Here is a 26842-nt window from a genome sequence, read left to right as displayed (position 1 = left end):
CCGTGGATCCCCGGGCGGGCTTCAGGCCGGTGCCGTCGCGGCGAACGCTTCGACCCCGCGGCTGAAGCAGCGCAGGACCCTGCCGCGCATCGTGCGGCCGGCGAACGGCGTGTTGCGGCCGGCACTGAGCAGGGTCTCGGTGCGCAGCGTCCATTCGCAGCGCGGATCGATCAGGGCCAGATCCGCCGGCTCGCCGAGCGCGATGCGACCGGCGGCGATGCCGGCGATTGCCGCCGGCCCGGTGGTCAGCCGGGCCACTGCGTCGAGCGGCGCCAGCCGATCCTCGTGGACCAGCGCCAGCGTCAGCGGCAGCAGCGTCTCCAGGCCGGAAATGCCCGGCTCGGTCAGCGGGAAGGGGTTGATCTTCGCATCCGCCTCATGCGGCTGATGATCGGAACAGATGGCCTGCACGACGCCATCGCGCACGGCTGCGCGCAGCGCGTCACGGTCCTCGCGGGAGCGCAGTGGCGGGACGACATGGCAGCGCGCATCGAAGCCGTCCACGTCCACGTCGGTCAGGTGCAGCTGGTGCGCGGCGACGTCCGCGGATACCGGCAGCCGGCGCTGCTGCGCGGAGGCCACCAGCTCGGCGCCGCGCGCCGTGGACAGGCGGCAGAAATGCACCCGGGCGCCGGTATCCTCGACCAGGGAGATCCAGTAGCGCAGCGCCGCCACTTCCGCGGCGACCGGGACCGGTGCCAGGCCCAGACGCGTCGCCACGGGGCCCTCGTGCGCGCAGCCACCGGAGGCCAGCGCGGGGTCCTGCGCGAAGACGTGCACCGGCAGGTCGAGACCCTTGGCGTACTCGAGCGCGCGGCGCGCGATGCGCGAGTCGCGCACCGGGGCGAGGCCGTTACTCGCGCCGACCGCGCCGGCGGCCTTGAGGGCCGACAGCTCCGCCAGCGCCTCGCCGGCCAGGTCCCGGGTCAGCGCGCCCAGTCCGTGCACGCCGAGTCCCGCGCCGGACTGATCGGCGATGCGCTGCAGGCGCAGCATCATCGCCGGCGTGTCGATCACCGGCTGCGTGTCCGGCGGAATCAGCACGTGGGTGATGCCGGAGGCGAGCGCCGCGCGCGCTTCGCTGGCGAAGCTGGCCTTGTGCGTCTGCCCCGGTTCGCGGAAGCGCGCGCACAGATCGACCAGGCCCGGCGTCAGCCAGCAGCCGTCCGCCTCGATGCTGCACTGCGCCGGCTGGCGCGCCGCCTGCGCGCCGATGGCGGCGACGACGCCGTTCTGCAGCAGCACCGGCGTGACCGCATCGAGGCCGCTCGCCGGATCGAGCACGCGCGCGCCGCTGATCAGCAGCGCGCCTTCGCAGCCCGCCGGACGGTCGCGCCGCGCCTGTGCCGACCATTCGCGCATCCGGGTCGGACGGTTCATGCGGCGCTCCGTGCGCGACGCAGGCCGCGCCGCCCGTCTGCGGCCCGGCGTTGCGGCGGGCCGAGGATCATCGCCATCACCGCCATGCGCACCGCGATGCCGTGCTGGACCTGCTGCAGGATCAGCGACTGCGGGCCGTAGGCCATGTCGCCCTCGATCTCGACCCCGCGGTTGATCGGGCCGGGGTGCATGATGATCGCATCGCGCCGCAGCGCCTCGATGCGCTTGCGCGTCAGGCCGAAGTCGCGGTGGAACTCGCTCATCGACGGCAGGTAGGCGCCGAGCATGCGCTCCTTCTGCAGGCGCAGCAGGATGACCACATCGACGCCGTCGAGTCCTTCGTCGATGCGGTGGCAGACGCGTACCCCCATCTGCTCGATGCCGGCCGGGATCAGCGTCGGCGGCGCGACGACGCGGATGTCGGTGGTGCCCAGTGCGCGCAGGCCATGGATGTCCGAGCGCGCCACGCGCGAGTGCAGCACGTCGCCGACGATGGCGACGCGCAGCTTGCGGAAACAGTCGGGGCCGGGTCGGCCTGCGCCGGATTTGTAGCGGCGGATCGTGAACAGGTCGAGCAGCCCCTGCGTCGGGTGGGCATGACGTCCATCGCCGGCGTTGAGGATCGACACGCCCGGCGCGGCGTGCTGCGCGAAGAAATGCGCGGCGCCGGAGGCTTCGTGGCGCACGACGAACATGTCGGCCTGCATCGCTTCGAGCGTCTTGAGCGTGTCGAACAGGGTCTCGCCCTTGGAGGTGCTCGACGCCGCCATCTGCAGGTTGAGCACATCGGCGGACAGGCGCTTGGCGGCCAGTTCGAAGGTCGTGCGCGTGCGCGTGCTGGGCTCGAAGAACAGGTTGATGATCGTGCGGCCGCGCAGCAACGGCAGCTTCTTCTCCGGCCCGCGCAGGGTCTTGTCGAACTCTTCGGCGGTGTCGAGGATCTCGGTCAGCAGGCCGGCATCCAGTCCTTCGAGCGTCAGGAGATGGCGCAGGCGGCCGTGGCTGTCGAGTTGGAGTTCTGGGCTCATGCTGGCCGCGTATTCTGGGCTTTCGCCGTGCGCAATGAAAGCATCGGCCCGGGCGGCCTCCTGCGGTCGCCTGCGGCCGTCGGCTGCGCACAGCTGTTACAGTGCGCACCGCTTCGCGCCACCCGACGTCCATGACCGATCCCGCCGCCCTGCCGTCCCCGGAACGACTCGAACGCTGTGCGCAGCTCGCGCTCGATGCGGCGCGCGCCGGCGGTGCGACACAGGCGGAAGCCGGCGCTTCGGCGAGCCGGGGTCTGTCGGTGAGCGTGCGCAAGGCCGAGGTCGAGAGCCTGGAGTTTCAGCAGGATCGCAACGTCGGCGTCACGGTGTACCTCGGCCGCCGCAAGGGCAGTGCCAGCACCGGCGACCTGTCGGATGCCGGAATCCGCGAAGCGGTCGCAGCGGCGCTGGCGATCGCCCGCGCCACGGGAGAGGATCCCTGCAACGGCCTGGCCGATGCGGAGCTGATGGCGCGGGACTTCCCGGAACTCGACCTGGATCATCCCTGGGATCTGGGCGCCGACCAGGCCATCGATCTGGCCGCGGCCTGCGAGGCGGCCGCCTTCGCCGCCGATGCGCGCGTGACCGGCAGCGAGGGCGCGAGCGTCGCCAGCCACCGCGGTGTGAGCATCTACGCCAACAGCCACGGTTTCGTCGGTCACCGCAGCGGGACGCAGCACAGCCTCAGCTGCGCGGTGGTCGCCAGCGCCGGTGACGAGATGCAGCGCGACTACTGGTACAGCAGCGCGCGCAGTCCGGCCGATCTCATGGATGTCCGCGCGATCGGCCGCAAGGCGGGCCTGCGCGCGGCGGCGCGGCTGGGCGCGCGCAAGCTCGGCACCTGTACTGCGCCGGTGCTATTGCCGCCGGAGCTGGCGCGCGGCTTCTGGGGACACCTGATCGGTGCGATCTCCGGCGGCGCGCTATACCGCAAGGCCAGCTTCCTGCTCGACCAGCTCGACCGGCCGGTGTGCGCGTCCTGCGTCACCTTGCTCCAGCGCCCGCATCTGCGCCGTGGCGCCGGCAGCGCGGCCTATGATCACGAGGGCGTGGCGACGCGCGACCGCACGCTGGTCGAGGACGGCGTGCTGCGCGGCTGGCTGCTCGGCAGCTACTCGGCGCGCAAGCTCGGGCTGCAGACGACGGGCAACGCCGGCGGCGTCTTCAACCTGCTGGTGCAGCCGGGCGTCGATGATTTCGACGCGCTGCTGCGGCGCATGGGCCGCGGCCTGCTGGTCACGGAGCTGCTCGGCCACGGGGTGAACCTCGTCACCGGCGACTATTCGCGCGGCGCCGCCGGATTCTGGGTCGAGGACGGCGCGATCGCCCATCCGGTGCAGGAGCTGACGATCGCCGGCAACCTCGCGCAGATGCTCAAGGAGATCGTCGCCGTCGGCAGCGACGTCGATCCGCTGGCCAATGTGCGCACCGGCTCGGTCCTGCTCGAACGCATGACCATCGCCGGGCACTGACTAGCTCATCCACCAGATTCCCAGCAGCAGGCCGGCCAGCACGCAGGCGAAGCTCGCCGCGACCTCGCGCAGCAACCGCCGGCCGCCGATCACGGCGACGGCGGACAGCTTGAACGACAGGTTCGACGCGTAGGCGACGCCGATCGCGGTCACGGCGGTCGCCGCGCTGATCAGCGTCTGCCGCTGCAGCTGCAGCGTCGAGAGCGTGATCGCGTCCACGTCGGTCAGGCCGGACAGGGCGGCGACCCCGAGCAGTCCGGTGGCGCCGAGCAGGTCATGCACACCGGCGGCGGCCAGCAACACCAGCGCGAACATCAACGCGAAGCCCACGGCACTGCGCAGGTCGGCCGGGTTGCTCACGTCCAGCTGCGGCCGTTCGCCGGTCGGCGACAGCCGCCACAGCCGGTAGGCGGGGATCACCAGGCCGGCGAGCAGTGCGGTGGCGAGGACCGGGAGCAGCACGGTGATCAGCTGCGGCGCGGCCACCGCCGAGACCAGCGCCAGTCGCACGAGCACCGTGAGATTGGCGAGGACCACGATCAGCCCGGCGGTGCGCATCGGTACCGTGCCGTCACGCGCGCTGCGCGAGAACGTCAGCGTGGTCGCGGTGCTCGACACCACTCCGCCGAGCACGCCCATGGCGACGACGGCGTGGTCGTGGTCCAGCAGCTTGAGGGCGGCGTAACCGGCCAGGTTGAGGCCGGAGATCAGCACCACGAGCAGGCCGATGCGGAACGGGTTGATCACGTTCCAGGGACCGAAATCGCGGTCCGGCAACAGCGGCAGCAGCAGGAAGGCGACCGCCGCGAACTGCAGGATCGCGCGCATCTCGACGCTGGACAGACGATGCGAGAAGCCGTGCAGCTCCGGCTTGAAGTACAGCAGTGCGGTGGCGGTGATCGCGACGCCGACGACGATCTCGCTGACACCATAGCCGGCCAGCGTGCCGAGCAGGAAGCACAGCAGCAGCGCGGCGTTGGTCGTCGTCCCGGGATCCTGCACGCGGCGGGGGTCGCGCGCATAGGCCACGACCAGCAATGCGACCATCGCCAGCAGCGCCGCGCCGATGATCCACGCGCTGCCGCTGTGCTGCGCGGTCAGTGCCGCGGTCGTGCCGGCGAGCGCGGCCAGGGAGAAGGTGCGCACGCCCGGCGCGGCGGTTTTCGCACGCTCGCGTTCCAGCCCCATCAGCAGGCCGATGCCGAGACTGGTCACGAATGCGCGCAGGACACCGATTTCGTCCATGGAGGAGGCGGTTTGGGAAGCTGTGGGGTGATGACGACGCGCACGCAGCCGGGGTCGTCGGGATGCGGCTCGCGCCGGAAACCCAGGCGCTGGGCGAGGCCGAGCATCGCGGCGTTTTCGACCAGCACGTCGCCGTGCACGGTGTGCGCGCCGCGCGCCGCGGCGTAGTGGATCAGGTCCTGCATCAGCTGCAGGCCGAGGCGCTGGCCGGCGTACTCGCGGCGGATCAGCACGGCGAATTCGGCCTCGCGGCCGTCGGGGTCGAACACCAGCGTGGACAGGCCCAGCACTTCGTCGTCGTTGTCGTGCGGAACGGCGACGAAGCTGATCTCGCGGTCGTAGTCGATCTGCGTCATGCGCGCCGCCATCGCATGGGTGAACTGGCGGATGTAGCGGAAGAAGCGCAGACGGATATCCTCCGGCCCGGCCTGCGACAGCATGCGGATCAGCGCCGGCTCGTCGGTCGGATGGATCGCGCGGATGCGGTACGGCCGGCCGTCGCGCAGCTGCGCGACGTGTTCCAGCGCGGCCGGGTACGGCGCGAGCGCAAGCCGCTGGCGCTCGGGTGGCGCCTCGGCGTCGGCGACGATGCGCGCATGGCCGACTTCGGCGATGTCGTCCGCCGGGACCAGGCGCACCTCGGCTTCGCGCAGCAGGGGTTGTTCGGCGGCCAGCTGCGCGAGTCGCGCGACGGCCAGCGCATAGTCGCGGATGCGCAGGCCAGGCGGCGCCTGGCTGCGCGTGCCCAGTCCGGCCTCCCCGAGCGTGATCTCGGCGACGACGTCGTCCAGCGGCGGCAGCGCATGGGCGGTCGGCGCCGCCGCGGAGGCCGGGTCGAGGCGCGCTTCCAGGTACATGCCCAGTTGGGCGTGGCGGCGCAGGTGCACGCGCAGGCCGCGGCTCTCGCCGCCGATCCACGCCGCCGGCAGCAGGCCGTAGGCGCCGAGCAGGGCCTGCGCCTCGTCCGCCGGCAGCGTGCGCGGCGGGCTGCCGCGCCGCGCCGGCGCCAGCGCCGGCGGCGCGCCGCCGGCGTGCACCAGCGGATCGAGCGTCGGCGTCTGCATCAGCAGTTCCTGTGTGCGCCGGTGCTCGCGCCGGTAACGCAGCGCGCGCGCCGCGGCCTCGACCGAGGCGAACGCGGCGATACGCCCCTGTGCGCAGCAGCGCAGCGCCGGCGCCGCGCGCTGCTGGCCGAGAAACACGACCACCAGGCGCTCGCGCAGGCCGGCGGAGACCAGCTTGCGGGCGAGCGACTCGTCGTCGCGGCCCGGCGAGGGGCTGCGCACGAACATCACGGTATCGACGTCCGGCGTGGACAGCGCCGCGCGCAGCGCCGCGACGGTGGCGTCGTCGTCGGCCAGATCGACGTTGATGGCCTCGGCACAGCAGCCTTCGGCGACCGGCAGCTGCTGCTGGATGCGGCTGCGCGCCGCATCGCCGATCGCGGCCGGCGTCAGGCCCTCGCGCAGCAACGCGGCAAAGGCGAGCTGGCAGACGCCGGTGCCGGTGCCGATCACGGCGATGCGTCCGGTCGCCGCCTCGCCGACGCGGTCGAGCGCGGCCAGTGCCGAGAACAGCGCGGTGACGCGATCGACCTCGACGAGGCCGGCGCGGCGGAAGGCCGCCGACAGCACCGGGTCCTGTGCCTGCGGCGCACCCTCTGGTCGCGCCGTCTGCAACACGATCACCGGCTTGGCGCGTGCACAGGCGCGCGCTGCGGACATGAACTTGCGCGCGGCGCCGATGCGCGACAGCTGCAGCACAACCGCGTGCGTGCGTGGATCCAGCGCGGCGTAGTCGAGCAGGTCGCCGACATCGACGTCGGCCTCGCCGCCGGTGACCGCCATCCACGAGAAGCCGAGCGCATGGCCCGCGGCCCAGTCGAGCGCCGCGCTGGTGATCGAGCGCGACTGCGCGATCAGCGCGGTGGTGCCGGCGGCCGGCAGTGCCCATGCCGAAGCGCTGATACCCAGTGCGTGGGCGACTCCCGCGGTGCGCGGGCCGAGCACGCGCAGCGTCGCGCCATGGCCGGCGCGCAGGATCGGCGTCGGCACCGCCGACTCCGCGAACCAGATCAGCGCACGGCAGCCGCGCGCGCACAGGGCGCGCACGACCGCAGGCGTGACCGCCGCGGGGTCGAGGACGACCGCCAGCTCGGCGCCGCGGACGTCGCGTGCGTGGCGCAGCGCGGTCCAGCCGCTGCGCGTGCCGGCCAGCAGGCTGCGGCGTTGCGGAGCCAGTGCGTCGAGGCGCGCCAGCAGTTCGGCGCCGGGCGCATCGCGCGGCGGGCCGACGACCACCACGCCATCGGGCCGGAACAAGGCGTCGAGGTTGCGGATGCTCATGGTCGCAGGGACGGCGGCGACAGGCTGCAGGCTGCAGGCCGCGGACGTCTCTCTGCAGCCTGCAGCCGACGACCGGCAGCCGATTCCGCGATGCCGCTCATGCCGGCGTCAGTTCGCCGCCGAGGAAGGGCGTCAGGAAGGCCTCGACGCTGCGTGCCAGCGCCTGCAGGTCGTAGCCGCCTTCGAGGGTGGCGACGACACGGCCGCCGGCCGTCGCGTCGGCGACGTCGCGGATGAACTGGCCGAGCCAGCGGTAGTCCTCGGTGCGCAGGCGCAGATCGCCGAGCGGGTCGGCGGCGTGCGCGTCGAAGCCGGCCGACACCAGGATCAGCTCCGGGCGCGTGCGTTCCAGCGCCGGCAGCCAGGCTTCGGCGACCGCGGTCCGGTACGCCGGGCCGTCGGTGTAGGCACGCAAGGGCACGTCCACGAGGTTGATCGCCTCCGGCGCGCCGGTCCAGTGCGGATACAGCGGATGCTGGTAACTCGACAGCAGCAGCACGCGCGTGTCGTTGCGGAAGATGTCGGCCGTGCCGTTGCCGTAATGCAGGTCGAAGTCGAAGATCGCGACGTGGCGCAGGCCCTTGCTCAAGGCATGGGCCGCGGCGACGGCGACGTTGTTGAAGAAGCAGAAGCCCATCGCGCGTGCGCGCTCGGCGTGGTGGCCGGGCGGCCGCACCGCGCAGAACGCCAGGCCGGCTTCGCCGGTCATCACCAGATCCACGCCGAGCACACCGGCGCCGGCGGCGCGCAGCGCGGCATCGACCGTGTGGCGGGTGAACGCGGTGTCGCCGTCGATCTCGACGCGGCGTTCGCCGATGTCGCGGTGAGCCAGCATGTGCTCGATGTGGGCGTCCGTATGGACCCGCTGCAGCTGTTCGCGGCTCGCCTCGGGCGCCTCGTAAGGGTGCATGAAGCCGGACAGCCCGGCGGCGAGCAGGCGGTCCTCGATCGCGGCGAGCCGCTGCGGCGATTCGGGGTGACCGTCGGCGATCTGGTGACGGCGGCATGACGGATGGGTGATCCAGGCCACGGGCAAATGGGCGCGCATCGTCACTCCGTCGGACGCTTCGGCTCATTGTGCCCAAAGCGCGCGCCGGCCGGTTGACACGGATCAATGTCCGCCACGGCGGGCCTGTCCAGACTACGCCTGCCGCGGCGCAGCGCTGCGCCGCGGCGGTGCGATGAAGATGAAAAGGAGACGAACATGCAACCTGTAGTCTGGAACCCCTTCCGTGAGATGGACGACTTCTTCAACGCCTTGCGGCGCGGATTCGGGCGGGGCCTGCCAGCCGTCACCGGCAACGGCGGCGAACTCGCCAACTGGTCGCCCGCCGTGGACATCAGCGAGACCGACAAGGAGTACCTGGTCAAGGGTGAGCTGCCCGGCGTCAAGAAAGAGGACGTCAGCATCGAGGTGCACAACGGCGTGCTGACCCTGTCCGGCGAACGCAAGTACGAAAAGGAGGACAAGGGCGAGAAGTACCATCGCGTCGAGCGCGCCTACGGCAGTTTCTCGCGCAGTTTCACGCTGCCCGACAATGTGGACGAAAAGGCGATCGAGGCCGAATTCAAGGACGGCGTCGTCACGGTGCACCTGCCCAAGACGGCCAAGACCGAGCCGGAAAAGAAGAAGATCCCGGTGCGCTGATACCCTCACCGGGTACCGTAAGCGGGCCGGGTCCGGCCGTGGCCCGCTGACGGTTTCAGCGGGTACACTGCGGGCCGATGAACCCGCTCTCCAGTCAGGCGCCGACAGCCGCCGACGATCAGCTCGGTGCGCTGCTTGGCGCCGCCGCCGATGCCGTCGTCATCATCGACGAGCGCGGCATCGTCACGCGCTTCAATGCGGCCGCCGAGCGCACCTTCGGCTACCAGGCCGCGGAGGTGATCGGGCATAACGTCAGCCTGCTGATGCCGCAGCCGTTCCGGCGCGAGCACGACGGCTACCTCGAGCGCTACCACCGCACCGGCGAGCCGCGCATCATCGGCATCGGCCGCGAGGTCGTCGCGCAGCGCAAGGACGGCTCGACGTTCCCGATCGACCTGTCGGTCGGTGAGTTCCGCACCGGGCAGGGACACGGTTTCGTCGGCATCCTGCGCGACATCTCCGAGCGCAAACGGCAGGAGGAGATGCTGCGTCAGAGTACCGAGGAGCTGCGCCTGATCTTCGAGTACTCGCCGATGGCGATCCTGATCACGGACCTGCACGGCGGCATCTTCAGCGCCAACCGCGCCTGCTGTGAGTTGTTCGGCCGGTCGCAGCAGGAGCTGTGCGCGCTGCGGCACTCCGACCTGATGGCGTCCGAAGACCGCAAGGTTCCGCTCGAGGCCTTCGAGCGCCTGCGCCGTGACGGCGGCAGTTGCGAGTGCGAGGTGCGGTATCTGCGTGCCGATGGCAGCGTCATCCACGCGCTGCACTATTCGGCACTGGCCACCGACGAGGACGGCGAGCCGGTGATGTTCATCGGCGAGATCATCGATCGCAGCGAGCTGTTCGCCGCGATCCACGAGGCCGAACAGCTGCGTGCCCGGCTCGCGCACGTCGCGCGCATCGGCACGCTCGGCGAGATGGTCAGCGGCATCGCGCACGAGGTGAACCAGCCGCTGACCGCGATCGCCAACTACGCCAGCGCCTGCCGGCGCCTGATGCTCGGTGGCCAGGGCCAGCCGGGCGAGCTGCTCGGCGTGCTCGACAAGATCGCCGCGCAGGCGGAACGCGCCGGCCAGGTGATCCGCGGCCTGCGCGCGCTGGCCAAGCGCGGCGAGAGCCAGCGCCAGCTGCTGGACTGCAACCAGCTCGTTGCGGACGTGGTGCGCCTGGTCGAGTTCGAGCTGCGCGGTACCGACACGCAACTGTACGTCGAGCTGGACAGCGGTCTGCCGCCGGTGTTCGTCGATGGCGTGCAGGTCCAGCAGGTCGTGTTGAACCTGATCCGCAACGCGGTCGAGGCCATGACGGACGGACCGGGGCCGCGGCTGGTCTCGATCCGGACCTCCGTGTTGCGGCCGCAATGGGTGGCGATCCGTGTCGATGATCGCGGGCCGGGTTTGTCCGCGGAACAGCAACAACGCTTGTTCGAGCCGTTCTTCACGACCAAGAAGCAGGGCATGGGCCTGGGCTTGTCGATCTGCCAGTCGATCGCCAGCGATCACGGTGGCGAGCTGCGCTACTGTACCAACGAATGGGGCGGTGCGAGCTTCACGCTGGCGCTGCCCGCCTACACCGACGAAGAGGGGATCTGATGCGTACCGGCTGCACCGTGTTCGTCGTGGACGACGAGGAGCCCATCTGCGACAGCATCGCGCTGCTGCTGCGCAGTGTCGGGCTCAGCAGCCGGACCTTCACTGATCCGAGGCGCTTCCTCGAAGCGCTCGGTCCGGGTCAGGCGGGGTGTGTCGTGCTCGACGTGCGCATGCCCGGCATGAACGGGCTCGACGTGCAGCGCGCACTCAACGAGCGGCGCTGTTCGATGCCGCTGATCTTCATCACCGGCCACGGTGACGTGCCGATGGCGGTCGAGGCGATGCGCAACGGCGCGTTCGATTTCCTGCAGAAGCCGTTCAACGACGATGACCTGATCCGGCGCGTGCAGAAGGCCCTGGAGCAGGATGCGCGCGACCGCACGCGCCTGGCGCAGATCGACGAGACGCGGCGCCGCTGGGAGGCATTGACCGCGCGCGAACGCGAGATCGCCGAGCGCCTGGTCGATGGCGCCGCCAACAAGGTGATCGCGCTCGATCTGGACATCAGCGAGCGCACCGTCGAGCTGCACCGCGCGCGGGTCATGCAGAAGATGGAGGCACGGTCCTTCGCCCAGCTGGTGCAGATGGTGTTGAGCCTGCGCCAGGGCCCCGCCGCACCCTGAGCGACCGGTGCGCGGGGCCGGCCGCCCGCCGCCTCAATACGTAGTTTCCGCAGGCCCGCTGCGGAAGCCCCGGATTTGCCCGGCCGGGCGCGCGTCGCATCCTGTGCCCACCTCAACGGGAGATGACAAATGGGCGCGCACTCTGTTCCTTTCGACCGCTGCAAGCCGAACTGCTCGATGTGCCCGGCCGGGTCGCGGTGTTTCACCTCGGGCCTGCCGGACCAGGAGATTTCGCTGTGGAACGACCTGGTGCAGACGCACGTCCCGCTGTTTCCCGGCCATGGCGCGCTGTTCAATGCCGGCGACGAGGCCGAGAACCTGTACCTGGTGCGCGCCGGCTGCGTGAAGACCTACACGATCGACGAGGAAGGCAACGAGCGCATCCGCGGCTTCCACCTGCCGGGCGACCTGATCGGCCTGGACGCGCTGTCACGCCGCCATCACCCCTGCGCCGCGGGCGCCGTCGAGGCCTCGCAGGTCTGCGTGATTCCGCGCGCGCGGGTCGCCGCCGAACTGCAGCGTTCTCCGGCGCTGATGCAGCGCCTGCTGGAGCGCACCAGCCGCGAACTGTCGGCGGCGCTGTCGCTGTCGGGCGATTTCACGGCCGACCAGCGCGTCGCGGCCTTCGTGCTGAGCATGCAGGAGCGGCTGGCGCCGAGCGCGAGCGGGCAGAAGCTGCGACTGCCGATGACGCGCCGCGACATCGGCAACTACCTGCGGCTGGCGACCGAGACGGTGTGTCGCGTGATCACGCGTCTCGAACAGCAGGGCGTGCTCGAATCGCGCGACCGCGCGCTCGCCATCCGCGACCGCCGGCGGCTCGCCGGTCTCGCCGAGCCGGTCGGCCTGTCCGGCAGTGGCGCCGACTACTTCGCGCTCGCCGCCTGAAATGGACACGGATGTGCCGCGCGCGCCGCCGGGCGCGCGCGGCACCGTCGAGCTGCGGCTGCGCAACGTCGCACAGCTGTTCAACTCGCTCGACCCGGCTCCGTTCCACGAGCGCGATCTGGACCGCGCCGCCGAGGAGTTCATCGTCGGCTGGGTGCGCGAACTGCCGCATGACGTGGCCCTGAGCCTGGTGCTGCACCTGCGCGAATGGCCCGATGAGCCGGATCCCGAGCGCTGGATCGGCGCTGCGATCCGCAACTACTTCAACGAGCGTGCGCGCGTGGTGCGCGCGGACCGCGCCGAGGAGCTGCGCCGCGGCCGCTTCAACTTTCTCATGGGTACCGCCTTCCTGCTGGCGTGCCTGCTGTTCGCCGAGCTGTTCGGCGGCCAGGAACAGCGCGGCATCATCGGCAATTTCCTCTACGAGGGCCTGACCATCGTCGGCTGGGTCGCACTGTGGCGGCCGCTCGAAGTGTTCCTGTACGACTACTGGCACCTGCGCGGCACCGAACGCCTGTATCGCCGCATCGCCGCCGCACCCTTCGAACTGAAACGGACGACCGCGTAGCGGCAGGCGTGCCGCCGGTTCCTACAGGGCTTTCAGGTCGATGCGGCTGGCGAAATGCGGAACGCGCACGCTGGCGCCGTACTCGGTTTCCAGTGCCGCCGCGAGTGCCCGGATCGGTTCCGGTTCGCCGTGGTTGAGCGCCACCACGGGCCGTCCGGGAATGCGGCCATACCAGCTGCGCAGCTCCTTGGCGTCGGCATGGGCGGACAGGCCATCGAGCGTGTGGATCTTCGCGGCGACCTGGATCGGTTCGCCCCACAGCGTCACCGAGCGTGCGCCGTCCTGCAGGCGCCGCCCCAGCGTGCCGGGCGCCTGGTAGCCGACGATCAGCACGTGCGTGCTGCGCTTCCACAGCTGATGCTTGAGGTGATGACGGATGCGCCCGCCGTTGCACATGCCGGCGCCGGCGATGATCAGCGTGCCGCCATCGGCCTTGTTCAACTGCTGCGACTGCGCCGGCGTGCGCGTGAACTGCAGGTTCGGCAGCTGGAAGCCGTCGCGCCGGGCGAACGCGGTCGCGTCCGGGCCAAGCTCGGCGTAGTGCTCGGCGTAGATCGCCGTGGCCTCCACGCCCAGCGGCCCGTCCAGATGGATGCGCCAGCGGTCGAGCTGCCATTCCCGGTAATGCATGTGCAGCAGCAGCAGCAGTTCCTGCGTGCGGCCGACCGCGAAGGCCGGGATCAGTACGACACCGCGATCCGCCCACGCGGCGTCGAGCACGCTGCGCAGCTGCTCGACGGTGCGTGCCCACGGCGGATGCCGGCGGTCGCCGTACGTGCTCTCCAGAATCACCAGGTCGGTTTCGTTCGGCTGCGCGGGATCGCGCATCAGCGGTGACGCGGCGTGGCCGAGGTCGCCGCTGAACGTGACGCGGCGGCGCTGGCCGTCGCCGTCGAGATCCAGCTCGACGAAGGCAGCGCCGAGGATGTGCCCGGCGTCGCGGAAGCAGGCGCGCACACCGTCGGTGATGTCCACGGGCTGGTCATAGTCCACACCGCGGAAATGCCGCAGACAGCTCGCCGCCTCGTCGCGGGTGTAGAGCGGCTCGACCGGCTTTTCGCCGCGACGCGCCCGCTTGCGGCTCTCGATCTGCGCGTCCATCTCGTTGAGGTAGGCCGCATCGCGCAGCATGATGCGGCACAGGTCGCGGCTGGCGCGGTGCGTGTAGATGCGGCCCTTGAAGCCGGACTTGGTCAGCAGCGGCAGGCGCCCGGAATGGTCCAGATGGGCATGCGTCAGGATCACCGCGTCGATGCGCTGCGGATCGAAGGGGAAGGGCTCGAAGTTGAGCTCCTCGTCTTCGGGGCTGCCCTGGATCAAGCCGCAGTCGATCAGCACATGGCGCCGGCCCACGCTGAGCAGCGTGCAGGAGCCGGTCACGCGCCCGCAGGCGCCCCAGAATTGCAGTTGCAGCATTCAGCGCGTTCCCGGCAGGCCGGTCCCGGCCTGCAGCAGGGCCTGTTGGCGTCGCAGACCCTCGATGTCGATGTGGTCGCCCAGGCGCTCGACGAAGTCGGGGGGCTTGACGACGAGCACGTCGCAGCTGGCCAGGGTCAGCAGGCTCTCGGCGGTGCTGCCGAGGAAGAAGCGATCGATGGCGGAGCGGTGCACCGCGCCGACGCTCAGCAGGTCGAAGCCGCCGCGGCGCGCGAACTCCGCCAGGGTCTGCGCCGGATCGCCGGACAGCAGGTGCTGGCGCTCGTCGGCAATGCCGTGCGCAGCGGCGAAGGCGCGGAACTGTTCGCCATCGTTACGGCGCATGTCTTCGTAGGCCTCGGTCAGCAGGCCGCGCTCGCGTTCGGGCGCGTGGAAGGGAAACACATGCGCGAGATGGACCTCGGCGCCGCAGTACAGGCCCAGCTGCAGTGCCAGGTCGAACACGGCGTCGTTGAGCGCGGCCTTCTGCTTGGCGTCGCCGGAGGTGTCCACGGCAGCGAGGATGCGCGCCGGCAGCGGCGCGGAATCGGGCCGCATCAGCATCAGCGGCGCGGGGCAGAAGCGCAGCGCCTTCCAGTCGGGCGTGCCCAGCCAGCCGCCATCCTCGGCTTCGGCGTCCTTGATCACCAGGTCGGGCTGATGTTCCAGAACACGGTCGAGCAGGGCCTTGTGGCGTGCCGGTGCCCAGCGTGTCTCCGCGGCCGCCGCCAGGCCCTCCGCGGCCAGCGCATCGCACTGCTGCTGCAGCCATTGCACGCGCTCGGCGATGAACTGCGTCTTGGCCAGACGCATGACCTCGGGGTCGATGATGTCGGCGGTGGCGTCGATCAGCGGCTGGTGATCCAGCAGACACAGTTGCAGCCGGGCGGAGGCGCGGCGCGCCAGGGCCGCACCGCGCTGCAGGGCCGGCGTCGCACGCCGCTCCGGATCGACCACCACCAGAACCTGTCCGATCGTCTTCATCTCCGGGCCCGGCTGACCGGCCGGTCGGCGAGCTGCTGATCGGCGTGATGCATCAGGGCGTCGAAGCTGCGCCCGTCGGCGGGGAAGTGGGCGACGGCGACGCGCGGACGGGCAATCAGCGCCGCGCTCAGATGGCCGAAGGGCCGCGCCAGCGCCGCTTCCAGGCTCTTGACCAGCGCGGTCGTGTCGATCGCGCCGTCGTGCGCGATCTGCACGGCGTACTCGCCGGGGTCCATCGCCGCGGCCGGCACGTCGCCGCCGAGGGCCTCGCGCAGGCGCTGCCCGATCTCGGCGGCGACACTGTCGGCGACACGCCCGCCGAGCGCGCGCACGCCGTCGTGGAACTCGCGCAGCGAGACCAGCATCAGCGTCCACTCGCGGCCGTCGTCGGCGGTGGCCTGGGTCAGGCGTTCCTCGAAGGCGGCGCGCGTCATCAGCCCGGTGACGGCGTCGATGCCGTCGCGCAACTGGCTGCGCAGGCGCTGCGCATACTCGGCGCTGATGTCGTCGTGCACGGCGAGGAAATGCGACTGCTCGTCGTTCCACGAGAACGGCGTGATCGTCTGGCGCACGGTGTAGGCGACACCGCTGCGGTCGCGATCGACCGTCTCGCCTGCCCAGACGCGGCCGGAGCGGATCGTGCTCCACAGGTCGCGGTAGTAGCGCACGCCCTGGCGGCCGGAACTGAGGAAGCGCGGGTTCTGGCCCACCGCCTCGTCGCGCGTGTAGCCGTACATGCGCGAGAACGCGCGGTTGCACCAGACGATCGTGCCCTCGCGGTCGGTGATGAAGGCCGCGTTGCCGGCGTGCTCGAGCGCGCTGGACAGGAGTTTCTGCTCGCGCAGCAGCGCCAGGTCGTCGAGCAGCCGTTGCGTGCGTTCGCCCAGTTCGAGCAGCAGCGTCTTCAGGTCGTCGTCGAAGGCGTCCGCGCGGGGCGCGAAGAACTGCAGAAGGTGTTCGCCGAGCCGGCTGCGCACCCGGACCGCGCAGCCGCTGCGCAGGCGGTCGCGGTCGGCGCCCTCGCGCCAGCACACGAAGCGTTCGTCGTGCAGGTCGAGCGTCGCCGGCGATTCGTCGCCGAGCGCGAGTGCGGCGAGGCCGCGGCCGACCAGCGAGCCGTCCCAGCGTTCCGGTACGCGATGCAGGTCCCACCACAGCGCCGATTCGCGCGAGGTCGCCAGGATGCCGAGCGTGCCGTGCGCGCCGTAGTGTCCGACCATGACCAGCGGCAGTTCGAGCAGCCGTGCCAGACCCTCGGTCAGCTCGTTCCAGACTTCGCCGTGTTGCGGGTGACGGACGACCGTGCAGTAGAGGTCCAGGAACAATCGATCAACGGTGCCGGCGCGGGCGGGCATGTACTCCTCCGGTATGTGAGGCACCTTGCGCCGTTTGCCTGCGCGGCGCGTTGACCTGCATCAACCCGCGCGCGACCGGGCCGTGCTCGACGGCGGACTGCGTTCGTCCGCGCGCGCATTGTTGCTGTCCCACAGCGCCGCGCCGAGCAACACCAGGCGCATCTGCTTCTCGGTGAGCCGGTAGATGCGCTGCAACGCCTCGGTGTCGGCCGGTGGCGTGTCGAGGAGGACCTCGGTGCCGCCGATGACGATGTTGACCATCATGCCGGCGAGCATCTGCAGATCCTCCGCGCTGAACTTGGCCAGGGCGGGGAAGCGCGACAGATCGACGGCCAGATCGCCGATCCACAGGCGGATTTCCTTGCGGATGGCCATGCGGATCACCGAAGAGCCGGAGAAGCGCTCCTTGGCGATGAAGCGGAAGTGCGCGCGGTGCGCCGCGACGTGATCGAGGAACGTCGCGACCGACGCGCGGATCATGTGCGTGCTCGGCAGCGCGCCTTCGCGGGCCTGGCGCATCAGCACGTGCAGCGAGCGGAAGGAATCCTCGATCAGCGCATGGCCGAGGTCCTCCATGCCACTGAAGTGGCGGTAGAACGCCGCCGGCGTGATGCCGGCGCCCTTGGTCACCTCGCGCAGGCTCAGGCTGCTGAAGCTGCGTTCGCCCTCGAGCAGCTGCAGGGCAGCGTCGAGCAGCGCGCGGCGCGTGCGCAGCTTGCGCTCGTCGCGGCCACCTTCGCGGCCGGCGTTCTCGGCCTCGCCCTGGCGACGCGAATGGGGACGTCGTTTCATGACCTCAGCATATCAGTAAACTCGATAGTTAATCAAAAAATACTTGCAAAACAATGACAAGAAAATAAACAGTAAACGACTGTTGACCGTAATGGTCGGCGTGTGTACAGTAAACAAACGTTTACTGGAGCTCGCACATGGCTTTCGACCTGTCTTCCGCCCCGCGCCGCGTCCTCGCCCGCTTCGCCGCGGCGCTGAGCTATCCGCTCACGCCCGCCGACTATTTCGGCACCGTCCGTGCCGACGGCGATGCACTGCAGGGCAGCGTCGAGTCCGTGCGCCGCGCCGCGCCGGACGCGGTCACGCTTACGATCCGCCCGGGCCGCGGCTTTGCGCGCCATGTGGCCGGCCAGTTCGTGCGCATCGGCATCGACATCGACGGCGTGCGCCACTGGCGCTGCTATTCGATCAGCTCGGCGCCGGAGCGCGCGGACGGCTGCTTCACACTGACGGTCAAGGCGGTCCCCGGGGGGCGTGTCTCCACGTACATCGTCGATCGACTCGCCGTCGGCGCGCGCGTGCAGCTTTCAGAACCGGCCGGCGCGTTCACGCTGCCGGAGCGCCTGCCCGCTCGACTGCTGTTCGTCACCGCCGGCAGTGGCATCACGCCGGTGATGAGCATGCTGGCGAGCCTCGACGCGCGCGGGGTCATGCCGTATGCGACGGTGATCCACTGTGCGCCGGATGCGGACCAGATGATCCACGGCGACGAGCTGGCCCGGCTGGCCGAGCGTCATCCGCGCCTGCGCCTGCACCGCATCTACACCCGCCAGAGCGGTCGATTCACCCCCGAGCAGCTGGAAACGCTGTGCCCGGAGTGGCGGCTGTCCGAGACCTGGGCCTGCGGCCCCGACGCGCTGCTGCAGACGCTGGAAGCGCACTGGCAGCAGGCCGGCATCGCGGGCCAGCTGCATGTCGAACGCTTCCGTCCGCGCCAGCTCGCCGGCGTGCCGGCGGACGCGGCGGTTACGGTGCGCTTTGCGCGCAGCGGCTGTTCCGCGGCCGGCCGCGGCGATCAGCCGGTGCTCGAACTGGCCGAGCTGCAGGGACTCGCCCCGGCGAGCGGCTGCCGCATGGGCATCTGCCATGGCTGCATCGCCACGCTCAGGTCCGGCGCCGTGCGCGACCTGCGCGACGGCACCGTCCATGCCGAAGAGGGCGACCAGGTGCAGATCTGCGTCTGCGCGCCGGTCGGCGATGTCGAGATCGAACTGTGAATGAAACCGTGCAGGAGAACGCCATGACGACGACCCCCTATCTGACCGCCGAACAGGCCGAGGCTTTCGGCCGCGAGCTCGACGCGATCCGCGACGAGGTCAGGGCCAGCCTCGGCGAACAGGACGCCGCCTACATCCGTCGCCTGATCCGCATCCAGCGCGGACTGGACATCGGCGGCCGCGCGCTGCTGTTCGCCGGCGTGCTGCCGCCGGCCTGGATCGCCGGCACCGCGCTGCTGTCGGTGGCCAAGATCCTCGAAAACATGGAGATCGGCCACAACGTCATGCACGCGCAGTGGGACTGGATGAAGGACCCGAAGATCCATTCCTCGACCTGGGAGTGGGACACGGCCTGCCCGGCCGACCAGTGGAAGCACTCGCACAACTATATGCACCACACGTACACCAACGTCGTCGGCATGGATCGCGACGTCGGCTACGGCATCCTGCGCATGTCGCCGCAGCAGAAGTGGAGCGTCTGGAACCTCGGCCAGCCGGTCTACAACGCGCTGCTCGCCGGCCTGTTCCAGTACGGCGTCGCGCTGCACGACGTCGAGTTCGACCAGGTCATCGAGGGCAAGAAGACCTGGCGTGATGCCTGGAAGCGGCTCAAGGCCGTCGTGCGCAAGACGCGCAAGCAGACGCTCAAGGACTACGTGCTGTTCCCGGCGCTGGCGGGGCCGTTCTTCTTCTATGTGCTCGCCGGCAATGCCACCGCGAACTTCATCCGCAACCTGTGGGCCTACGCGATCATCTTCTGTGGCCACTTCCCGGCCGGCACGCACACCTTCAGCGCCGAGTCGGTCGAGAACGAGACGCGCGGGCGCTGGTACCTGCGCCAGCTGCTCGGCTCCTGCAACATCCGCGGCGGCAGACTCTTCCACATCCTGTCCGGCAACCTCAGTCACCAGATCGAGCACCACCTGTTCCCGGACCTGCCGAGCAACCGCTACGCCGAGATCGCGCCGCGGGTGCAGGCGCTGTGCGAGAAGTACGGCCTGCCGTACAACACCGGCTCCTTCGCGCGCCAGTTCGGCACGACGACCTGGCGCGTGCTGCGCCTGAGCCTGCCGGGTGGCCAGTCGCTGGAGCCGCAGCCGGTCGCGGCCTGAACGGCCGGGCTATGCTCCGCTCCTGGTCACCGAGGGGCGGGGCATGGCTGCAGCGCGGTTCGCGGTCGGCGTCATGGCCAGGGCGCCCGTGCCGGGGCAGGCCAAGACCCGCCTGATCCCCGCACTCGGCGCCGAAGGCGCCGCGCGGCTGCAGCGCCGGCTCACGCTGCACGCACTGCAGACTGCAACGGCCGCCGCGCCCGGCGCCGTCACCCTGTTCACCGCCGGTGATCCCGACCATCCGTTGTGGACGGCGTGCCGCAGGCAGCTGGGTGTCACCATCGTCGCGCAGCACGGCGATCACCTGGGCGAACGCATGCTGCACGCCCTGCAGACGCTGCTGCGCACACACGAGCGTGCCGCGCTCACCGGCACCGACTGCCCGCTGCTCGAAGCCCGGCACCTCGCCGGGCTGATGGCCGCACTCGGCCGTGCGCGCATGGCCTTCATCCCCGCCGAGGACGGCGGCTACGTCGCCGTCGCTGCACGCGAACCCGTCGCCGCCGCATTCGGCCCGTTGGCCTGGGGCACGCCCGCAGTCATGCAACAGACGCGCGCCGCGCTCGCGGGCGCCGGCTGGCGTGCCGGGTGCGACTGGTGCGAGCTGCCGGAACTGTGGGACATCGACCGGCCCGAGGACCTGACGCGGGCGCAGCGCATGGGACTGCCGGTCGGCTGCGTGGACTGATGAGGACCACCGGTGCGTGTTCCGGATGGTGCACGCGACTCGGCTGCCTCAGGTCCGCGCTTCAGCGGTCGCCGGCGGGTCCGCGTTCGCTGCCGTCGTCCGGGCGGGGCGCCGTGGGCTCCGTTCCTTCGCGCCACTGATCGCCGATCAGCGGATCGTCTTCGTCCGCAGCCGGCGGCGGGAGGGGCTGCAGCAGCCGGGGGCCGGTCAGCGGATCGGCGTCGCGCAATGCATAGGCAGCGACGAGGCCGGCCAGCGCGCCGGCGAGGTGCGACTCGAACGAGATGTCGGGCCGCTGCGGCAGCACGCCCCAGATCATGCCGCCGTAGAGGAAGCTGACGAACATTACCAGCGCGATCGAGGCGCGGTCGCGGCGCAGGATGCCGACCAGCAGCACGAAGAACACCATGCCATGCGTGACGCCGCTGATGCCGACGTGGAACGACGCGCGGCCGAACAGCCAGACACCCAGCCCGGAGACGAGCCAGATCGCCGGCAGCGCGATGCGCGTCGCGCGCGGCAGGCCGTAGAGCATCGCGGTGCCGAGCACGAACAGTGGCACGGAATTGGCGGCGAGATGGCCGATCGAGCTGTGGATCAGCGGCGCGGTGAGGATGCCGTGCAGTCGCCCGATGTCGCGCGGAAAGAGGCCAAACGCGCGGATGGCGTCGAAGGGCAACAGCGCGCCGTAGCCCAGCAGCAGCCACAGCACGGCGGTGAACAGGGCCATCACGGTGGCCGCGCGCCGGAGGCGCTGGAAGTCACTCATCTGCCCGATATCGGGGCGCCGGTACCGGTTCGCAAGGGGCACGCGGCCACTCGTCCCCGTGGACGAGGCTGCCGCTTTTGTCATATCGATATGATGCGCCGCCGCGGTGCTTTGCCTTTACCATGCGCGGCGATTTCCACAGCAACTGAGGACGGGCGGCAATGGCGGCCATCGGTACCGAACAGATCCTGAGCGTGCGGCACTGGAACGACACGCTGTTCAGCTTCCGTACGACGCGCGATCCGGCGCTGCGCTTCCGCAACGGCCAGTTCGTGATGATCGGCCTGGAAGTCAACGGCAAGCCGCTGATGCGCGCCTACAGCATCGCCAGCGCCAACCACGAGGATCACCTGGAGTTCTTCTCCATCAAGGTGCAGAACGGTCCGCTGACCTCGCTGCTGCAGAACGTGCGCCCGGGGCAGGAGATCCTGGTCAGCCGCAAGCCGACCGGCACGCTGCTGCTCGACGATCTCAGGCCCGGCAAGCACCTGTACCTGTTCAGCACCGGCACCGGTCTCGCGCCGTTCCTGAGCCTGGTCAAGGACCCGGAAATGTACGAGCGCTTCGACAAGATCGTGCTCGTGCACGGCGTGCGCCTGGTCAGTGAGCTGGCCTACGAGGAGTACTTCACGCAGACGCTGCCCAACGACGAGCTGTTCGGCGAGCTGGTGCGCGACAAGCTGATCTACTACCCGACGGTCACGCGCGAGCCGTATCGGAACAGGGGTCGCCTGACGGAGCTGGTCGAGTCCGGCAAGCTGTTCGCCGACATCGGCCTGCCGGGGCTCGATCCGGCGACCGACCGCGCGATGATCTGCGGCAGCCCGACGATGCTCTCCGACACCGCGCGCATGCTCGACGAGCGCGGCTTTTCGATCTCGCCGCACATCGGCACGCCGGGCGATTACGTGATCGAGCGAGCGTTCGTCGAGAAGTAGGCGAGGCACGACCGGAACAAGGATCGTTGCCTTGGAGTCCGATCGCACGCCCGGGTTTCGGGCCAGTCACTGAGGACCCTATCCAGCGCCCGTGAGCAGGTTCACGTGCCGTGGCCGAGCCAGGCCGCGCCCAGCGGCAGCGTCAGCCACAGCAGCCCCTTGATCAGGAAGAACCAGAATCCGAGCTTCGCTGCCCGCGCCCAGCAGCGGCGCAGTACCGAAAACGGCGCACGGCGCATTGAAGTTTTGATGTGTCCTGGCTTCTCGCAAGTCCGAGGGCGGCTCATGCGCACGAGTGAGTGCACTGCAGTAGCCGTATGCACTGCACGCGATGCACTGTATCGCCCGATCATGCAGTGGCCAGATCGCGCGCGTGCAGCGCCAGCGCGACCATCGCGCTGCGCACTTCGCCGGCGCTGCGGACCGGGTGCTCGAAGGCGATGCGCAGCAGACGTTTGTCGAGCATGAGATCGAAACCCTCGCTGTCGATCGCGGACAGACGCGGTTGCAGTCCACGGGGTTCGATGCCGTGCAGGCGGCAGTAGCCGATGAGCGCAGAAGCGTGGTCGCTGTTCATGTGCTCGATCATGCTGGCCTCGACGCCAGACGGGAACGGATTGACGACGCACAGCTCGTCAGCGTTCAGCCAGTGGATCTTGCCGAAGCCGCCGATGTAACGAAGCTTGACTGGTTCGATGCGGTAGAACGCGAAGTCGTGTGCGCGGTGGTAATCGATCGCATGTGGGAAACGGCGGTAGTAGCGCTCGGCCGTTTCGGCGAGGTTGTCGGTCACGGGGACGACGTTGCCGACCAGCGTCAGTCGGCCAGCGGCCTGGATGTCGTCGCCGCCTTCGATCAACGTCAGCGACACGCGCGGATCGGCCTTGACGTTCTTGGTGTGTTGGGCGAGATCGCTGATCAGGATCACCGGCCGGTTCCGCTGGTCGGTCGAAAACGCGACCACCGAGCCGAACGGATAGCCGGGCAGTTCGAGCGACACTGTCGATAGGATGCCCTGCAGGTTGCGGGCATACAGCGTGCGGGCGTCGCGGGCCAAGGTGTTCAAGGCGTGGGACGTGGCGCGGGCGGTGTCGGGAGTCATGCGAGTCATGGTGCGGTGATAGACGCGAATTCGAGCGACAAGTGGCCGGGTTCGCCGGTGTCGGAGTAGTAGCCGAGCACGCGCAGCTTCCAGTACAGGCCGTCGCGGCCGCGCACGAGGTAGACGACGTCGCGCGGTGAGATGTGGTGCATACCGTCCCCTTTGTCGCAGAATCCCGAGTAGTAGTACCAGCCGTGGTCGCCATCGGCCTCGAATGCACACTCGCTGCCGACTTCGCGCGGCGGATAGGTGACGAAAGCCAGCGCTTCGGTCGTGTCGCTGTGCCAGTGCGCATCCGCCGGTACCCGGTTGCGTGAGGCCCAGTCGTCGTGCAGGCCGTCGTGGATCGCGACGCTGCCGGCGCCGGACGCGCCGCCATTGAGCTTGATGTTGGTGCGCCGCAACGCCAGATCCCAGCCGGCGGGATCGCTGGCGGGGTCGCTCGGCGCCACCTGCTGGGTGTTGCTCAGGTCGAGATAGACCCAGGCACGCTCGTCGGACGCATCAACTGTGGTCTGCGTGCCGTCGGCGCTGGCGGCGAAGCGGGCGCGGCCCAGCGGGGCGGCGTCGCCGCCTCGTGCGCACTCGCCGCCCGGGATTTGCAGGAGGTCGTACTGCGGGTGGCCGCGGGTACCATCGGCGTCGGTATAGCCGGTCATGCGCAGCTTGTACCAGCGGCATTCGACCGTGCGCAGGATGTAACCGACATTGGTACGCGCGCTGACCACGGAGCCGGCGAGATAACCGCTGTAGCGATACCAGCCGTAGTCGCCGGCACCGGTCAGCGGATTCGGCTCCGCATCGGCGGCAGGGTACGTGGTCATCGCGTAGGCGGGTTTGGGCGATGGATCGATCGGGTTGGCGCTCGGCACGCCGCTGCCCTGGGCGTCGGTGACGTAATCGACCGCCGAAGCAGGGGGCGCCGACATGATCGCCGCGAACGGGTAGACGCTGCCTTCGGCGACTTTGTCAGCGTATACCGCGACCTCGATGCCGGACGGCGGCGTGCCGGAGACGCCGCCGTTGAGCTTAATGTCTGCGCCCTTGTGCGCGATGTCCCAGGCGTCGCTAGCCGCCGGATCTGCGGGGAACAGCTGCGTCTGCGTGTCGAGATCGATGTAGATCCAGTCGCTGCCGCTGGCGTCGATGCTGGCGTGAAACCAGCCTGCAGTGTCCCACGTGAAGCGGGCTTGCCTGCCGCCGGGACCGGGCAGGTCGATCTGTGTCTCGGGCACAGGCGTCGGTGTCGCGTGCGGCGAGATGTCGCCAGCGCAGGCCCCGAGCACTATGGATGCGGCGAGTAGCGTGAGATGCGAGTGGCTCATCGGAAGCTCCAGCGAATTTCGAGATAGGACGTGCGTGGCTGGATCGGCAGAAAGGCGGGGTCGCCGGCGTCGAAGAGGTTGTCGATGCCGGCGGAGAGCGTAAGGCGTGGGGCCGGCGTCCAATCGCCGCGCAGGTCGAACAGCGTGTAGGGCTCGGCGGTGCCGGCCGCAGTCGGCGCGCCGCCGGCATCGACGTCGACGCTGAACTCGCGCTTCCCGACCCAGACGCCGCGCAGGCCGAGCGCGTAGCTCTTCTGCTCGAAACGCAGCGCGGCGTTGGCGCGGCGTGCAGGGCGGCCGCTGAGCGGCTCGCCGCTGGCCTCATCCTCGCTGTGCAGCCAGCCGTAGCCGAGCTGTACGCGCAACGGTGCGAGCGGTCGGAACTGTGTCTGCAGGTCGGCGCCGTAGAGCTGCGCACTGGAGACGTTGCGATAGCTGTAGACGACCGGCGGACCCGACGCGACCTGCACGATCTCGATCAGGTCCTCGACCGCGCTGTGATAGCTGGACAGGGCCACGCTGGCACTGCGGTTGGCGAACCAGGTTACGCCCAGGTGATAAGCGACGCTGCGCTCGGGCTCGAGGTCCGGATTGCCGTCGACGCGGTAGCCGACCGCAGGATTGCTGAATCGCAGCAGCAGCTGCTTGAAGTCCGGCGCGCGATAGCCGTGGCCGTAGCCCGCGCGCAGGATCCAGTCACGGGCCGGCGCATAGCGCAGCGACAGTTTCGGCGACAGTTGGTCGCCGAATTGCGAGTCACGGTCGTAGCGCAGGCCGGGCACGAGCGCGAGGTCGCCGTCGAGCAGCGTCAGCTCGTCCTGCGTGAAGAGCGACTGGCGGGCGCGCCTGCCCTCGCTGCCGAGGCGATCGGCCTCGAGCGTCTCGAACTGCGACTCCAGCCCCAGGCTCAATCGATGCAGCCCAAGTCCGTGATCGAGCTGCACGCCGCCGCCCCAGAGCTGGTCGAGCGTTTCCTCGTCGATCGTGGCGTTTGCGTTGCCGCGCCGTTGCTGCAGGAACTGGTCGAGATAACGGTGGTAGTAGACGTCCAGGCGTAACTCGGTGGCGCCGCCGAGCGCGATGCGCGGCGCCAGGCCAGCGCGCAGCTCCTCGATACGCTTGTGCGTGTCGTACTGCATGCCGCCGCTGCCGTTGTCGTCAACGCGACACCTGTCGTCGAGCGCCCACGCAAAGTCCGCGTCCAGATTGACGTCTTCGGACGCGCTCCAGCGGGCATTGGCCGAGGCCAGGGCGCTGCGGCCGGCGGGGCCGTCCTGTGCTGCGGTCGATGCGTCGAGGTCGAAGGGCTCGATGCGGGTCCAGCCGGCGCTGGCACGACCGCCCAGCGCCGGTCCCAGAGCCCAGCCGCTGTTGGCGAAGGTTTCGACATTGCCGTCGGCGTCGCCGCGCAGTGTCAGCGCGCCGTTTTCTGGGGTGCCGGGCGTGTCGCGGCGGCGCGTGATGACGTTGATGACGCCGCCGAGCGCGTCGGCCCCGTACAGTGCCGAACTCGGGCCCTTGACGATCTCGATGCGCTCGACGTCGTCCAGGCGCAGGCGCGTCAGGTCGATTGCGCCGTTGATGCGTCCGATCATGCGACGGCCGTCAACCAAGATCAGTACATGTTCGGAGGACAGGCCCTGGATCTCGATTGTGCTGCCGCGGCCGGCCAGTCGCCCGGCGTGCAGGCCGCCCTCGCGCTCCAGAAGTTCGGCGAGATCGCGCGCGCCGCTGGCGTGGATGTCGGTTGCGGTGATCAGCTGCACGTCGACCGGGCTGTCGCCGAGCCGGTGCTCGGTGCGTGTGCCGGTGACGACGATGGCGTCCAATTCCTCCGCAGCGCCGTCCGGCCCGGCTGTGCCTGCGAGCGGCTCGCCGATGGTGCGTGTGGGGACCGTGATCGTTGCCAGCGTCTCCAATGCGAAGGCGAGGCTCCAGGGCAGTCCGGTGCCGAGCACAACGATCGACGCCAGGGCCGCGCGTGCGCCGCGCGTCCGGACGGGCGGCGCAACCAGCACACGCAGCGGATACAGGCCTGCGGCCCCGAGCCACGGCCACCACGGTTCGAGGCCGGCATCTCCGCGCGCCCCGGTCCAGGCGAGCAATGACGCAGTGGTGAAAGGCACGCCCAGGAGCTGCCATTCGAGCGCGTGACCGGCGTGCTGCTCGGCCAGCGCTGCGCGCAGCCAGCATCCGACGGCCATCAGCATCGACAGACTTGCGCACAGCTCCATACAGCGGCTCCCCGAGTGGACGATGACCGGTGACGCGATGGGCGCCATTATACGACAATGAGAATCATTATCAATCGCATCAGCATCAGAGGGAGACTGCCGGTTGCCGCTAGACTGC

The 26842-nt window shown here is 69.9% G+C and carries 24 protein-coding genes; 10 read left to right on the top strand and 14 right to left on the bottom strand.

Annotation, left to right across the window (positions count from 1 at the left end; genetic code table 11):
- Positions 1-21: 21 nt before the first annotated feature.
- Both AAG565_RS04300 and AAG565_RS04295 read right to left on the bottom strand, forming a co-directional pair.
- Complete coding sequence (locus tag AAG565_RS04300) at positions 22-1380, bottom strand: dihydroorotase (RefSeq protein ID WP_348818319.1); 1359 nt, start codon at positions 1378-1380, stop codon at positions 22-24.
- Positions 1377-2408, bottom strand: a complete 1032-nt coding sequence (locus AAG565_RS04295) for an aspartate carbamoyltransferase catalytic subunit (RefSeq protein WP_348818318.1) — start codon at positions 2406-2408, stop codon at positions 1377-1379. Before AAG565_RS04295 ends, AAG565_RS04300 begins: the two co-directional genes overlap by 4 nt.
- A gap of 131 nt (positions 2409-2539) precedes the next feature.
- Here AAG565_RS04295 and pmbA point away from each other — a divergent pair, with 131 nt between their 5' ends.
- Positions 2540-3880: a metalloprotease PmbA gene (pmbA, locus tag AAG565_RS04290; protein ID WP_348818317.1), complete on the top strand. Its 1341-nt coding sequence runs from the start codon at positions 2540-2542 to the stop codon at positions 3878-3880.
- Here the strand turns inward: pmbA and AAG565_RS04285 are convergent, their stop codons facing one another.
- From AAG565_RS04285 to AAG565_RS04275, 3 genes are all read right to left on the bottom strand, one after another.
- Positions 3881-5125 (bottom strand): DUF4010 domain-containing protein, encoded by a 1245-nt coding sequence (locus AAG565_RS04285; protein WP_348818316.1) that lies wholly within the window; start codon positions 5123-5125, stop codon positions 3881-3883.
- Entirely contained in the window at positions 5092-7470 is a 2379-nt protein-coding gene (locus AAG565_RS04280) for a GNAT family N-acetyltransferase (protein WP_348818315.1), read from the bottom strand. The genes AAG565_RS04285 and AAG565_RS04280 overlap by 34 nt, the downstream gene beginning before the upstream one ends.
- Positions 7471-7567: 97 nt before the next feature.
- Complete coding sequence (locus AAG565_RS04275) at positions 7568-8518, bottom strand: histone deacetylase family protein (protein WP_348818314.1); 951 nt, start codon at positions 8516-8518, stop codon at positions 7568-7570.
- 156 nt (positions 8519-8674) lie between these two features.
- On the opposite strand from AAG565_RS04275, the gene AAG565_RS04270 reads away from it, so the two are divergent.
- From AAG565_RS04270 to AAG565_RS04250, 5 genes are all read left to right on the top strand, one after another.
- Positions 8675-9118 carry an Hsp20/alpha crystallin family protein gene (locus AAG565_RS04270; RefSeq protein WP_348818313.1) on the top strand — a complete coding sequence of 148 codons (444 nt, stop codon included), beginning with the start codon at positions 8675-8677 and terminating at the stop codon, positions 9116-9118.
- Positions 9119-9195: 77 nt separating this feature from the next.
- Positions 9196-10713, top strand: coding sequence for a PAS domain S-box protein (locus AAG565_RS04265; RefSeq protein WP_348818312.1), 1518 nt, complete (start codon positions 9196-9198; stop codon positions 10711-10713).
- Positions 10713-11336: a response regulator gene (locus AAG565_RS04260; RefSeq protein ID WP_348818311.1), complete on the top strand. Its 624-nt coding sequence runs from the start codon at positions 10713-10715 to the stop codon at positions 11334-11336. The genes AAG565_RS04265 and AAG565_RS04260 overlap by 1 nt, the downstream gene beginning before the upstream one ends.
- A 129-nt stretch (positions 11337-11465) precedes the next feature.
- Positions 11466-12224 carry a helix-turn-helix domain-containing protein gene (locus AAG565_RS04255; RefSeq protein ID WP_348818310.1) on the top strand — a complete coding sequence of 253 codons (759 nt, stop codon included), beginning with the start codon at positions 11466-11468 and terminating at the stop codon, positions 12222-12224.
- A 1-nt stretch (position 12225) separates the two neighbouring features.
- Positions 12226-12792, top strand: a complete 567-nt coding sequence (locus AAG565_RS04250) for a hypothetical protein (RefSeq protein ID WP_348818309.1) — start codon at positions 12226-12228, stop codon at positions 12790-12792.
- 21 nt (positions 12793-12813) lie between these two features.
- On the opposite strand, the gene AAG565_RS04245 is transcribed toward AAG565_RS04250, so the two are convergent.
- Genes AAG565_RS04245 through fabR form a run of 4 tightly spaced genes read right to left on the bottom strand, consistent with a single transcriptional unit; the run spans position 12814 to position 17339 of the window.
- Entirely contained in the window at positions 12814-14208 is a 1395-nt protein-coding gene (locus AAG565_RS04245) for an MBL fold metallo-hydrolase (protein WP_348818308.1), read from the bottom strand.
- Positions 14209-15192: a universal stress protein gene (locus AAG565_RS04240; protein WP_348818307.1), complete on the bottom strand. Its 984-nt coding sequence runs from the start codon at positions 15190-15192 to the stop codon at positions 14209-14211. It abuts the gene before it with no gap.
- The gene (locus AAG565_RS04235) at positions 15189-16547 is read right to left on the bottom strand and encodes a PAS domain S-box protein (protein ID WP_348818306.1); all 1359 of its coding nucleotides are present in this window, start codon (positions 16545-16547) and stop codon (positions 15189-15191) included. The genes AAG565_RS04240 and AAG565_RS04235 overlap by 4 nt, the downstream gene beginning before the upstream one ends.
- 60 nt (positions 16548-16607) lie before the next feature.
- Positions 16608-17339, bottom strand: a complete 732-nt coding sequence (fabR, locus tag AAG565_RS04230; RefSeq protein ID WP_348818305.1) for an HTH-type transcriptional repressor FabR — start codon at positions 17337-17339, stop codon at positions 16608-16610.
- 137 nt (positions 17340-17476) lie between these two features.
- On the opposite strand from fabR, the gene AAG565_RS04225 reads away from it, so the two are divergent.
- From AAG565_RS04225 to AAG565_RS04215, 3 genes are read left to right on the top strand one after another with little or no spacing between them, the layout of a single operon-like run.
- Complete coding sequence (locus tag AAG565_RS04225; RefSeq protein WP_348818304.1) at positions 17477-18556, top strand: ferredoxin reductase; 1080 nt, start codon at positions 17477-17479, stop codon at positions 18554-18556.
- A 23-nt stretch (positions 18557-18579) separates the two neighbouring features.
- Entirely contained in the window at positions 18580-19668 is a 1089-nt protein-coding gene (locus AAG565_RS04220; protein ID WP_348818303.1) for an acyl-CoA desaturase, read from the top strand.
- Between the two features lie 43 nt (positions 19669-19711).
- On the top strand, positions 19712-20356 hold the full coding sequence (locus tag AAG565_RS04215) for a TIGR04282 family arsenosugar biosynthesis glycosyltransferase (protein ID WP_348818302.1): 645 nt from the start codon (positions 19712-19714) through the stop codon (positions 20354-20356).
- 61 nt (positions 20357-20417) lie between these two features.
- On the opposite strand, the gene AAG565_RS04210 is transcribed toward AAG565_RS04215, so the two are convergent.
- Positions 20418-21125 (bottom strand): rhomboid family intramembrane serine protease, encoded by a 708-nt coding sequence (locus tag AAG565_RS04210; protein WP_348818301.1) that lies wholly within the window; start codon positions 21123-21125, stop codon positions 20418-20420.
- Between the two features lie 161 nt (positions 21126-21286).
- Between AAG565_RS04210 and AAG565_RS04205 the strand changes: the two genes are divergently transcribed.
- Complete coding sequence (locus AAG565_RS04205; protein WP_348818300.1) at positions 21287-22063, top strand: ferredoxin--NADP reductase; 777 nt, start codon at positions 21287-21289, stop codon at positions 22061-22063.
- A gap of 101 nt (positions 22064-22164) precedes the next feature.
- Here the strand turns inward: AAG565_RS04205 and AAG565_RS04200 are convergent, their stop codons facing one another.
- The 4 genes from AAG565_RS04200 to AAG565_RS04185 form a co-directional block, all read right to left on the bottom strand.
- On the bottom strand, positions 22165-22302 hold the full coding sequence (locus AAG565_RS04200) for a hypothetical protein (RefSeq protein ID WP_348818299.1): 138 nt from the start codon (positions 22300-22302) through the stop codon (positions 22165-22167).
- A gap of 110 nt (positions 22303-22412) precedes the next feature.
- Positions 22413-23174, bottom strand: a complete 762-nt coding sequence (locus tag AAG565_RS04195; RefSeq protein ID WP_348818298.1) for a DUF2470 domain-containing protein — start codon at positions 23172-23174, stop codon at positions 22413-22415.
- Positions 23171-24490: an HmuY family protein gene (locus AAG565_RS04190; RefSeq protein WP_348818297.1), complete on the bottom strand. Its 1320-nt coding sequence runs from the start codon at positions 24488-24490 to the stop codon at positions 23171-23173. The genes AAG565_RS04195 and AAG565_RS04190 overlap by 4 nt, the downstream gene beginning before the upstream one ends.
- Positions 24487-26724 (bottom strand): TonB-dependent receptor, encoded by a 2238-nt coding sequence (locus tag AAG565_RS04185; protein ID WP_348818296.1) that lies wholly within the window; start codon positions 26722-26724, stop codon positions 24487-24489. Before AAG565_RS04185 ends, AAG565_RS04190 begins: the two co-directional genes overlap by 4 nt.
- Positions 26725-26842: the final 118 nt, after the last annotated feature.

The sequence above is a fragment of the Fontimonas sp. SYSU GA230001 genome (genome assembly GCF_040066175.1).
Taxonomy (GTDB): domain Bacteria; phylum Pseudomonadota; class Gammaproteobacteria; order Nevskiales; family Nevskiaceae; genus Solimonas.
Note: the sequence above shows the minus strand (reverse complement) of the source record. Positions and strands in the feature narration are given on the sequence as shown.